The organism is Pseudomonas sp. R62, from assembly GCF_000257605.1.
In the GTDB taxonomy this organism is placed as follows: Bacteria; Pseudomonadota; Gammaproteobacteria; order Pseudomonadales; family Pseudomonadaceae; genus Aquipseudomonas; species Aquipseudomonas atacamensis.
In genome coordinates, this window is record NZ_JH635998.1 from 3,183,613 (window position 1) to 3,194,894 (window position 11,282).

Consider the following 11,282-nt stretch of genomic DNA (forward strand, 5'->3'; position numbering starts at 1 on the left):
AGACCCACGTGGCGACCATGTTGCTGGCCGGTATCGCGCTGACGGCGCTGGCCAGTTCGGCGGTCGGCCTGTTCACTTATCTGGCCGATGACGCGACGCTGCGCACCCTGACCTTCTGGAACCTCGGCAGCCTCAACGGCGCCAGTTACGCGCGGCTGTGGCCCTTGCTGATCATCACCATCGGCGTGGCGCTGTGGCTGCCGCGTCGGGCCAAGGCATTGAATGCCTTGTTGCTCGGTGAATCCGAGGCCGGTCATCTGGGCATCGATGTCGAACGGCTCAAGCGCGAACTGGTGTTCTGCACCGCGCTGGGTGTCGGCGCGGCGGTGGCCGCGGCGGGCATGATCGGTTTTGTCGGGCTGGTGGTGCCGCATCTGGTGCGCCTGCTGGCCGGCCCCGATCACAAAGTGCTATTGCCAGCGTCGGTTTTGGCGGGTGCGAGCCTGTTATTGCTCGCCGATCTGGTGGCGCGCCTGGCGCTGGCGCCGGCGGAGTTGCCGATCGGCATTGTTACTGCGTTTATCGGCGCGCCGTTCTTCCTTTATCTGCTGCTGCGAGGGCGTGCCTGATGTTGTCTGCGCACAATCTGCATGTCCGCCGTGGCCGCAAGGCTGTGCTCAGTGGGGTTACGCTCGGGCTCGAACCCGGTCAAGTGCTTGGCGTGCTGGGACCGAACGGCGCCGGCAAGAGCACGTTGCTTGGCGCATTGTGTGGTGAGTTGCCCGCCAGCGACGGCAATGTCTCGCTCGATGGTCAGACTTTGAGCCACTGGAGCGGAACGCAGCGGGCACAACGACTGGCGGTGTTGCCGCAGGTGTCGACGCTGGATTTTGCCTTCGCCGTGGAAGAGGTCGTCGGCATGGGCCGTTTGCCGTACCAGACCGGGCGCGTACGCGACGACGAGATTGTCGCGGCAGCGCTGGCCGCCGCCGATGCCGGGCACCTGAGTGGGCGCAGCTATCTGGCGTTGTCCGGTGGCGAGCGTCAGCGCGTGCATCTGGCGCGGGTGCTGGCGCAACTCTGGCCGGGTCAGGCCGGGCAAACCCTGTTGCTCGACGAACCGACATCCATGCTCGATCCGCTGCATCAGCACACCACCTTGCAGGCGGTGCGCGAGTTCGCCGATCGCGGCGCGGCGGTGCTGGTGATCCTGCATGATCTGAATCTGGCGGCACGCTATTGTGATCGCGTGCTGTTGCTGGAGGAGGGGCGCCCGGTTGCGCTGGATACTCCGCAGCAGGTGCTGCGCCCGGATACGCTCAAAGCAGTGTTCGGCCTGGAGGTTTTGGTGCAACCGCACCCGGAGCGTGGGCATCCGCTGATCATCGCCCGCTGAATCATCATCGAGGTGTCGCATGCGTGGATTGTGGTTGTTGGCACTGGTGTTGCTCGCGGGCTGTCAGCACGTGGCGGCTCCGCCGGTGGGCGCCGATATTCGCGATCTGCGCAGCGGCGAGGTACTTACGGCGCAGCAATTGCTGACGCGTCTGGCTGAGCCTGAGCGTTTGATCATCGGTGAGCAGCACGACAACGCCGATCACCATGCCGCACAGTTGTGGCTGTTGCAGTCGCTCGGCGAGCACCGAGCGCAAGGCAGTCTGCTGCTGGAAATGCTTACACCGAATCAACAAGCGAAAGTCGATGCGGCACGCCAGCCGAAATCCGTTCCGGCAGACCTGCCCGCGGCATTGGCCTGGCAAGAGGGCTGGGACTGGAACCTTTACGGGCCGATCGTGCGCTTTGCCCTGTCGCAGCCGTATCCGCTGCTGGCGGCCAATCTCGATGACAGCGAAATCCGCGGGTTCTACCGCAATCCACCTGCTCTGAACGGTCCGCGCAGCAATTCGCTGTCGGTTAAAAAAACTTTGCTTGGGCAAATCAGTGAATCCCACTGCGGCATGCTGCCCGAATCACAGATGCCGGCGATGCTGGCGATTCAGCAACAGCGTGATCGACGCATGGCCGAACGCATGCTGGCGGCGCCGGTGCCTTCGATTCTGCTGGCCGGTGCTTGGCATGCGCGCAAGGATGTCGGCGTGCCGTTGCATCTGTCGGATCTCGGCGCTGGCAAGGCGCCGATCGTATTGATGCTGGCCGAGCAGGGCGCTGCGGTATCGGCGGCGATGGCCGATTACGTCTGGTACACGCCTGCCACGCCGAAGCCGGATTACTGCGAGCAGATGCGCCAGCAATTCGCTAAATGACTTTTCCACGGGCAAAAAAAGACCCGGTAAAAAACCGGGTCAAATAACCGTGATTAGCCTGATGAGGAGATAATCTGAGAGTCCGAACCAAGGGCTTTTCAGAATATCGACTGATCTCGCGACCAGTTGTGATAATCATAGCGATTCTCATTACCGCGTCAACCGCTGATTTTGCAAATCTGTAATTTAGTTTTGCGAGCGGTGGTGAGGCCCTGTGAATAAAGGGCTTTGCGCTAGGTGCGCTGCGTCGTCAACTGCGTGATCTGGCGATTCAACTGGCCGATGCGTCGAGCCATACCCTCAATCAGGCTATGGGCGATCTTCGGATTGCTGCGGGTCATGCTCAAAAATTGATCACCGGGAATCAACATCAACGTGCTCGGCTCGGACGTCACCACCGAAGCGTTGCGCGGCTCGCCGGTAAACAACGCCATGGCGCCGAAAATCTCGTCTTTGGCCACGTCACCGACCTTGTACCCGTCAACAAATGCCTCGGCATGCCCGTCGATAATCACTAAGACGTGATCCGCTGCATCGCCCTGTTGAATCAGCACGGCGCCCGCCTCAACGCGTTTGAAGCCGTTGGTGCTGCGAAACTCCCGAGGTTTCAGCTCGGCCACGGCATGGGCGAGCAGCGCCATTTGCCCGAGCAGATAGCTCAGCAACTGCTCCGCTCGATCAGGGTCGGCATACAAATACTGCAAAACCTCAACGCGCCCATAGGGCACCAGGCGCACAGCGCTGTTGCTGCAAATGCGGCAATCGCTCCATTGCTCGCCACGTTGCAGGCCGAGCAGATCACCTTCCTGCCAGTAGAACAGCGCACGGCCCGCGATGCAGCCATGTACCACGCCCTCGCTCAGCAGAAACAACTGATCTTCCGGCAACTGTGCAAACAGATCGTCCGTTGCCTCCAGCTCGATGACCGGCGCGCACGGCGACAAATCCTGCAGCCACTGCCCGGGAAGACTCTGCAAGCGATTGATCAATGCGTCGGCGTGGGCCGATTGTTCCCCCAGTAAATACATGGCGTCAGCGCCTGTTCAGTTCTTGTGGCGCGCGGAAATGGCTTCGAGCTGTTTGTTCAAGGCGTCCTTGCGCTCGGCGGGGATATCGTTCCAGTGCACGTCCATCAACGCGCCCTCGATCGCATACAACAACACCTTCGATGCGCGAAACCCCCGAGTACGCACGGCCCGGTAGGCATCCACTGCACCGAGGCGACGCAAGTCCGAGGCGCTGTGGATGCCCACGGCATGCAGCCATTGCGCCGATGTCTTGCCAAGATTTTTCAGGTGTTGCAGTTCATCATTCATCAAGCCTCCTTGCGACGGCCGAATGGTGCGTGGGCGAGCTTCTCAGCAGTGTAGCCATCAGTAGGAAAAGCGTGGTTGTTTGGTCGGATTCGACGCAAAAGCTTCTAAGAAAGGGGGGTAAAGGACCTGCGAACGCAGAGGGAAGCGAGTTAGGCGTTAACAATGTGGGAGCGAGCCTGCTCGCGAAGAGGGCGTATCAGACACAATCGATATCAGCTGACACTACGCCTTCGCGAGCAGGCTCGCTCCCACAGGGGAAAGGCGTGGCGTCAGGAAGATTTCCAGATTTCAGCGGGTGCGATAGCGCAACCGCGTGCCGAAATTCATCGACATCAGAATCTCGTCAGCACTCAGCTCCGGCGGAAAGTACGCCCCGGAAATCTGCGCATGGGCCAGGCTGGCGCCTTCGAGCGAAGCCTTGCGGAAGTCGATGCCGCGCAAATCGGCGGAGCGGAAGTACGCATCGCGGAAATCCACGCCGTCGGCGTTCAGCTCGCGCAGGTCGAGACCACGGAAATCGCCGCCGACCATGTCGATCGGGCCATCCAGTGGGCGTTCCTTGTTGAAGCCTGCGATGTCGTCTTTGTGCAGCAGGGCGTAAAGCGGAGTGTCGAGCAGTTTTGGCTGGCTCATGTCAGATCACCTGTTGGTTTTATGACGCCAGTATAGTGCCACTATTTGCCGGCCGTGAAGCGAGCGTGGGCTTCACGGCCGAAATAGTTTTTTACAGACCTGGCAGGCGCTGACGGATCTGTGCGACCACGGTGTCCAGCGTGCCGGATTCATTGGTCTGCACGCGTTTGCTGCGCAGAATCTCCTCCGGGGTCAGCGCTTCGCGATTGGCCTGCTGAGCTTCGATCACTGCCAGGGTGGCGTCGGACGGATCCTTCTGGTCGGCCTGACGCATCGCCAGCCAGCTCTCGATTACCGCTTGCGGGGCGTTGCAGTCGAGGATCAGGAACGGCGTGCCGGTGGCTTCGGCAATCTTCGCCGCGTTGTCGCGCTGTTCACGCTTGAGGTAAGTCGCGTCGATGACCACCGGGAACCCGGCGTGCAGGATCACCTCGGCGATTTCATGCAGGCGCGCATAGGTCGCGGTGCTGGCATCGGCGCTGTAAATGCCGGCCTGCACATCGTTGGCAACGGTCTGCTCACCGAACAGGCGCTTGCGCTCGACATCGGAACGCAGGCGAATCGCGCCCAGCGCTTCGACCAGGCGCATGGCCACATGGCTCTTGCCGACTGCGGAAACACCGTGGGTAATGGCCATGAAGCGCGAAGGAATGGTGCTGTAGCTTTCCGCCAGGTTGGCGTAGTTGCGGTACTGGCGCAGGGTGGTGGCGCGCTGCACCGCAGTCGCTTCCGCCGGCATGCTGAACAGCGCCACCTTGGCCCGTACCAGCGCGCGGTAGGCTTTATAGAAGTTCAGCACTTCCAGGCCCTGATAGTCGCCGGTCAGTTCCAAGTACTGGCTGATGAGGCGACGCGCCAACGATTTCAGGCCACGGTCTTCCAGGTCCATGGCGAGGAAACCGGTGTCGGCCCAGACATCAGTGAAACGGAATGGCTCGTTGAACTCGATGCAGTCGAAGATCACCACATTGCCGTCGATGACCGTGGCGTTGCCCAAGTGAATGTCGCCGTGGCATTCACGGGTAAAACCTTGCGCCTTGCGCTGGGCGAACAGGGGCTTGAGACGCTCGAAGCTGCTTTCGGCCCAGGCTTTCAATGCCTCAAGTTGCAGCAAATCGTTTTTGTCGCTGAGGAACGGCAGGATCTGCTCGAAGTTTTGCGCGACCGGCGCCATCACGCTGTCCGGCGTGCCGGCGTCGTGTTCGGCCGGGACTTTCGGCGCGTTGAGATGGAAATGGGCGATCTGTTCGGCCAACGCATCGATGTGCTGAGTGGTCAGCTCGCCGTTGGCTTGCAGGGTGCTGAGCAAGCCGCTCTGGGGGAACTGGCGCATTTTCAGCACGTATTCGATGGCCGGGCCGTCGCCGCCCAATTGCGGTGCCTCGACGCTGCCGGTGATTGGCAACACGTCCAGATACAAATCAGCGGTCAGACGCTGGTTCAGTCGCAGCTCTTCTGCGCAGAAATGCGCGCGCGCATCGAGGCTGGTGAAGTCGAGGAAGCCGAAATTCACCGGCTTCTTCACTTTATAGGCAAAGGGGCCGGTGAGAATCACCCACGAGATGTGGGTTTCGATGACCTGAAACCCTTCGACGGGATGCGGGTAGAGGGCCGGGGTTTGCAGGGCAGCGATCAGGGACTGGCTCACGGGCGATCCTTCAGAGGCGGGGGAATTCGAGGCGGCCATTATGGCTGCTTGCCCGCCTGACGCAAACCTCCGCGCGTGCCTGTTGAGGATCGATAAAGTGCGTATAATCCGCCGCCATGACTCGATCCCGATCCCCCCGTACCAAGAAAAAACCACCAGCCAAGGGCCTCAGCCCATGGTTGAGCTGGGCCATTAAACTCAGCCTGGTCGGCCTTGTAGTGCTGGCCGGCTTCGCCGTTTACCTCGATGCCGTGGTGCAGGAGAAGTTCTCCGGCAAGCGCTGGACCATCCCGGCCAAGGTGTACGCGCGCCCGCTCGAGCTGTTCGTCGGACAGAAGCTCAGCAAGGACGATTTCCTCACCGAACTCGATGCCCTCGGCTATCGCCGCGAAGCCGTGAGCAATGGCCCCGGCGCCGCAGCCGTCAGCGGCAATACGGTTGACCTGAACACCCGTGGCTTCCAGTTCTATGAAGGCCTGGAAAAGCCGCAGCCGGTGCGCGTGCGCTTCTCCGGCGATTACGTTGCCGAGCTGTCCGCGACCAACGGTTCGAAACTGTCGGTGGTGCGCCTCGAGCCGCTGATGATCGGCGGCATTTACCCGAAAAATCTTGAAGACCGCATCCTGATCAAACTCGATCAGGTGCCGCCGTACCTGCTCGAAACCCTGATCGCCGTCGAAGACCGCGACTTCTACAGCCACTGGGGCGTGTCGCCGAAATCGATCGCCCGCGCCGTGTGGATCAACACCTCCGGCGGCAAGATGACCCAGGGCGGCAGTACGCTGACCCAGCAGTTGGTGAAGAACTTCTACCTGACCAGCGAACGCAGCCTGACCCGCAAGCTCACCGAAGCGATGATGGCGTTGCTGCTCGAACTGCACTACGACAAGAAGGAAATCCTTGAGGCCTACCTCAACGAAGTCTTTGTCGGCCAGGACGGTCAGCGCGCGGTGCACGGTTTCGGTCTGGCCAGCCAGTTCTTCTTCGGCCAGCCTTTGTCCGAACTGAAACTGCATCAAGTGGCGTTGCTGGTCGGCATGGTCAAGGGGCCGTCCTACTACAACCCGCGTCGCAACCCGGAACGCGCGCTGGAGCGGCGTAATCTGGTCCTCGACGTGCTGGCGCAGCAAGGCGTGGCAACCCCCGAGCAGGTCGAAGCGGCGAAGAAAATGCCGCTCGGCGTGACGACTCGCGGCAAGCTCGCCGACAGCTCGTTCCCGGGCTTCATCGATCTGGTCAAACGTCAGTTGCGCGAAGACTACCGCGACGAAGACTTGACCGAAGAAGGCCTGCGCATCTTTACCAGTTTCGACCCGATTCTGCAGATGAAAGCCGAAGCCTCGGTCAATGACACGTTCAAGCGGCTGGCCGGGCGCAAGGGCTCGGATGACGTCGAAGCGGCGATGGTCGTGACCAACCCGGAAACCGGTGAAGTCCAGGCGATGATCGGCAGCCGTCAGGCCAGCTACGCCGGGTTCAACCGTGCACTGGATGCGGTGCGCCCGATTGGTTCTTTGATCAAACCGGCGGTGTATCTGACCGCGCTCGAGAAGCCGAGCCAGTACACGCTGACCAGTTGGCTGTCGGACGATCCGCTGTCGGTCAAGGGCGCCAACGGTCAGGTGTGGAAGCCGCAGAACTACGATCGCCGCTCCCACGGTACGGTGTTCCTCTATCAGGGCCTGGCGCATTCCTACAACCTGTCGACCTCGCGTCTGGGCCTGGAAGTCGGTGTGCCGAATGTGCTCAAGACCGTGGGTCGCCTCGGCGTTACTCGTGAATTCCCGGCGTTCCCGTCGATGCTGCTCGGTGCCGGCGGCATGACGCCGATCGAAGTGGCGACCATGTATCAGACGCTGGCCAACGGTGGTTTCAATACGCCGATGCGCGGCATTCGCAGCGTGCTGACCGCCGAGGGCGAGCCGCTCAAGCGTTATCCGTTCCAGATCGAACAGCGCTTCGACCCGGCCTCGATTTACCTGATCCAGAACGCCATGCAGCGGGTGATGCGTGAAGGTACCGGCAGTTCGGTTTATAACGTGCTGCCCAAGACCCTGACACTGGCGGGCAAGACCGGTACCAGTAACGATTCGCGCGACAGCTGGTTCGCCGGTTTCAGTCAGGATCTGCTGGCGGTGGTCTGGCTCGGCCGCGATGACAACGGCAAGACGCCGTTCACCGGGGCCACCGGTGCGTTGCAGGTCTGGACCAGTTTCATGCGCAAGGCCGATCCGCTGCCGCTGGACATGCCGCAGCCGGACAACGTCGTGCAGGCCTGGGTCGATTCGCGCACCGGCCAGGGTTCGGATGCCAACTGCCCCGGCGCGGTACAGATGCCGTATATTCGCGGCAGCGAGCCGCCACCCGGCGCCGCGTGTGCAAGCGAAACACCTGCCTCGCCGGAATCGGTGATGGACTGGGTCAAGGGCTGGATGAATTAAGCAAAGAGGGTTTCAAGTGAACAAGTGGTTGATTCCAGCGGTGACCGCCGTGGCTTTGCTCAGCGGCTGCTCCACCGTACAGCGTGGTTCGATTCCGGTAGTGGATTCGGGTACGGCCGTGTCCAACAGCGAGCGCATCGGCGCCAATGGCGGTTTCCGCCAGACCACGGTCAAGCGCCCGGTGCAGGGCCAGACTCAGGCGATTCCGCAAGGCGATACCGGCGTAGTAGTTATGGTGCCGGGCGGCGGTGCGGCGGTGTCAACACCGATCAGCTCTTCGCCGATCGTCCCGGGGCCTGCATCCGGAGGTATCACGTCGGGGCCGTACAACCCATCGGCGGTTGAGTCGGCGCCGATCAACTCCGGCAGCTACAGCATGCCGTCGACGCCAAGTGGCATTCCTTCGGCCAGCAGTGGCGGCGGTCTGTCGGCGGATGAGCAACTGGACGGCCCGGTACTCGCCTTGCTGACCACCGCGCAACAGCAACAGGCCGGTGGCGACCTCAACGGTGCTTCTTCCAGCCTGGAGCGGGCGCAACGTGTCGCCCCCCGTGAGCCACAAGTGCTTTACCGTTTGGCGCAGGTGCGCATGGCCCAGGGCGATGCGCCGCAAGCCGAGCAATTTGCCCGTCGTGCGCTGACCATGGCCAACGGTCGTCCGGACCTGCAAGCCAGCCTGTGGGAAATCATCGCTCAGTCTCGTGAGAAACAAGGCGATTCCGCCGGCGCCGCACTGGCCCGTCAGAAGGCCAAGGTTTCCCTGTGATGGACGTGCGTTTCCCGAAAATCGCCGATCAGCTGTTGCTGATCGAACGCGAGCTGCGTACCCAGGGTTGGTGGGATGAGGTTGAGCCGTCCGCCGAAGCGCTAAGCAGTGTCGAGCCGTTTTCGGTCGACACGCTGGACTTCGAGCAATGGCTGCAATGGATCTTCCTGCCGCGCATGAAGATGATCCTCGAACAGGATCTGCCGCTGCCGAACGCCTCGGGCATTCAGGAAATGGCGGAAATGGTCTTTGCCCAGCGCAACCTTGGCGGCAAGGATCGGCAGTTGCAGGTGCTGCTCAAAGAGTTTGACCTGCTGATCACTGCATCCCGCTGAACTAAACTGGGAACTGCCAGGCCTACTGGCAGTTCTCGGCAATCTGCTTCTTCGCTTCGACGATGCGTTCCTGACGCTGTGTATCGTCGAGCCTGCGCACATCCCCCTCGACCTCCTCACGCAAACGTGGATTGTTCTGCAGTTGCGCTAGATTTGTGCGTGCCTGTTCGCAAAACGCCTTGAGCTGCGCCTGCTGCTCGGCGACCTGTTTCTTCACCTTGGCATCAATGGTTTTCTGATCGCCAAGTACGCCGCCGCCCGGCATCGGCGCAGCTTTCGGCGCGGGTGAGGAGGGTGTGTGTACAGTCGTCGACGGTTGGCCCTGCGGAGGCTGCGCATCGAAATGCGTGACGCCTTGGGCATCGACCCATTTGTAGATTTGAGCGGCCGAGCACCATGGGCTTAGGCCGATCAGTAGAGTGAGGAGGAGCGTTCGCATGCTGATTCCTTGGCAAAAATGCGCAATTGACGCTAACAGAGTAGCGCTTTTCAGGTTTTTTCTTGCGTTCTCATGTGCTTACCCACAATTAACCACACAGACGACTTGACTTGCAGAGGGCGAAACAGAAGAATCCAAAGTCCGCTGTAGAGGGACTGCCAGAAGCAGACCCACTCGGTAGATCATGAGGCGCACATCCGCGCCGACCTGTTACACCCGCAACGCGTTACCTCGCGCTGGGTGGGAAAGGCCCGCAACACTTGGGACGATCCCAATACTTGCTCAGTCAGTGCTGACGTAGTCGGCGACCACCGTCGCTCATGCTCTGCCGAGAAGTAAACCTATTAAGACCCGCCCCTTTTTTGTGGACGGTATTCTGGCGTTTTAGAGGTGAACAACGTGGAGCTTTTATCTGGCGGTGAGATGCTCGTCCGCTTTTTGCGTGACGAAGGCGTCAAATATATCTACGGGTACCCGGGTGGTGCTCTCCTGCATGTTTACGATGCCCTGTTCAAAGAACCGGAAGTGACCCACATCCTGGTTCGTCACGAACAAGCGGCGACCCATATGGCTGACGGCTACGCCCGTGCCACCGGTAAAGCCGGCGTGGTATTGGTGACTTCCGGTCCAGGCGCCACAAACGCCATTACCGGTATCGCCACCGCCTACATGGACTCGATTCCGATGGTGATCATTTCCGGTCAGGTGCCAAGCACCATGGTCGGCACCGACGCGTTCCAGGAAACCGACATGATCGGTATCTCCCGGCCGATCGTGAAGCACAGCTTCATGATCAAGCACGCTTCGGAAATCCCGGAAGTCATGAAGAAGGCCTTCTACCTGGCGCAATCCGGTCGTCCGGGCCCGGTCGTGGTCGACATCCCGAAAGACATGACCAACCCGGCCGAAAAGTTCGAATACGTTTTTCCGAAAAAAGCCAAGCTGCGCTCCTACAGCCCGGCCGTTCGCGGTCACTCCGGGCAGATCCGCAAAGCAGCGGAAATGTTGTTGGCGGCCAAGCGCCCGGTGCTGTACTCCGGCGGCGGCGTGATTCTCGGCAATGGCTCCGCGCAACTGACCGAACTGGCAAAAATGCTCAACCTGCCGGTGACCAACACCTTGATGGGTCTGGGCGCATTCCCTGGCACTGACCGTCAGTTCATCGGCATGCTGGGTATGCACGGCAGCTATACCGCGAACCTGGCGATGCACCATGCCGACGTGATTCTCGCAGTGGGCGCCCGCTTCGACGATCGGGTGATCAACGGCCCGGCGAAATTCTGCCCGAACGCCAAGATCATCCATATCGACATCGACCCGGCGTCGATTTCCAAAACCATCAAGGCCGACGTGCCAATCGTGGGTCCGGTCGAGAGCGTCCTGACCGAAATGGTCGCGATCCTCAAGGAAATCGGCGAGACCCCGAACAAGGAGTCCGTAGCCAGTTGGTGGAAGCAGGTCGATGAATGGCGTGGCGATCGCGGCCTGTTCCCTTATGAA

General features: G+C 60.9%; 12 protein-coding genes. 7 read left to right on the forward strand and 5 right to left on the reverse strand.

Annotation, left to right across the window (positions count from 1 at the left end; translation table 11 throughout):
• The 3 genes from OQK_RS15410 to OQK_RS15420 all read left to right on the forward strand — a co-directional run.
• Window positions 1-569 (forward strand): FecCD family ABC transporter permease (locus tag OQK_RS15410; protein ID WP_038860984.1); only part of this gene is annotated, 569 nt, incomplete at its 5' end.
• Entirely contained in the window at window positions 569-1,336 is a 768-nt protein-coding gene (locus OQK_RS15415; RefSeq protein ID WP_016773172.1) for a heme ABC transporter ATP-binding protein, read from the forward strand. The genes OQK_RS15410 and OQK_RS15415, both read left to right, overlap by 1 nt.
• A gap of 19 nt (window positions 1,337-1,355) precedes the next feature.
• A complete protein-coding gene (locus tag OQK_RS15420; RefSeq protein ID WP_016773173.1) occupies window positions 1,356-2,204 on the forward strand; it encodes a ChaN family lipoprotein in 849 nt (282 codons plus the stop codon).
• 233 nt (window positions 2,205-2,437) lie between these two features.
• On the opposite strand, the gene OQK_RS15425 is transcribed toward OQK_RS15420, so the two are convergent.
• The 4 genes from OQK_RS15425 to OQK_RS15440 all read right to left on the reverse strand — a co-directional run bounded on the left by OQK_RS15425 (window position 2,438) and on the right by OQK_RS15440 (window position 5,801).
• Window positions 2,438-3,232 (reverse strand): Crp/Fnr family transcriptional regulator, encoded by a 795-nt coding sequence (locus OQK_RS15425; protein ID WP_016773174.1) that lies wholly within the window; start codon window positions 3,230-3,232, stop codon window positions 2,438-2,440.
• A 15-nt stretch (window positions 3,233-3,247) separates the two neighbouring features.
• Entirely contained in the window at window positions 3,248-3,520 is a 273-nt protein-coding gene (locus tag OQK_RS15430) for a TfoX/Sxy family protein (protein ID WP_016773175.1), read from the reverse strand.
• Window positions 3,521-3,808: 288 nt separating this feature from the next.
• The gene (locus OQK_RS15435; RefSeq protein ID WP_016773176.1) at window positions 3,809-4,153 is read right to left on the reverse strand and encodes a pentapeptide repeat-containing protein; all 345 of its coding nucleotides are present in this window, start codon (window positions 4,151-4,153) and stop codon (window positions 3,809-3,811) included.
• Window positions 4,154-4,244: 91 nt separating this feature from the next.
• A complete protein-coding gene (locus OQK_RS15440) occupies window positions 4,245-5,801 on the reverse strand; it encodes a bifunctional aminoglycoside phosphotransferase/ATP-binding protein (protein WP_016773177.1) in 1,557 nt (518 codons plus the stop codon).
• 116 nt (window positions 5,802-5,917) lie between these two features.
• On the opposite strand from OQK_RS15440, the gene mrcB reads away from it, so the two are divergent.
• Genes mrcB through OQK_RS15455 form a run of 3 tightly spaced genes read left to right on the forward strand, consistent with a single transcriptional unit; the run spans window position 5,918 to window position 9,343 of the window.
• On the forward strand, window positions 5,918-8,242 hold the full coding sequence (mrcB, locus tag OQK_RS15445) for a penicillin-binding protein 1B (protein WP_016773178.1): 2,325 nt from the start codon (window positions 5,918-5,920) through the stop codon (window positions 8,240-8,242).
• 16 nt (window positions 8,243-8,258) lie between these two features.
• Window positions 8,259-9,008, forward strand: a complete 750-nt coding sequence (locus OQK_RS15450) for a tetratricopeptide repeat protein (RefSeq protein ID WP_016773179.1) — start codon at window positions 8,259-8,261, stop codon at window positions 9,006-9,008.
• Window positions 9,008-9,343: a YqcC family protein gene (locus tag OQK_RS15455; protein WP_016773180.1), complete on the forward strand. Its 336-nt coding sequence runs from the start codon at window positions 9,008-9,010 to the stop codon at window positions 9,341-9,343. The genes OQK_RS15450 and OQK_RS15455 overlap by 1 nt, the downstream gene beginning before the upstream one ends.
• 22 nt (window positions 9,344-9,365) lie before the next feature.
• On the opposite strand, the gene OQK_RS15460 is transcribed toward OQK_RS15455, so the two are convergent.
• Complete coding sequence (locus tag OQK_RS15460) at window positions 9,366-9,782, reverse strand: DUF4124 domain-containing protein (protein WP_016773181.1); 417 nt, start codon at window positions 9,780-9,782, stop codon at window positions 9,366-9,368.
• Window positions 9,783-10,181: 399 nt separating this feature from the next.
• Between OQK_RS15460 and ilvB the strand changes: the two genes are divergently transcribed.
• Window positions 10,182-11,282, forward strand: a 1,101-nt coding sequence (ilvB, locus tag OQK_RS15465) for a biosynthetic-type acetolactate synthase large subunit (RefSeq protein ID WP_038861223.1), incomplete at its 3' end; no start/stop codon positions are given.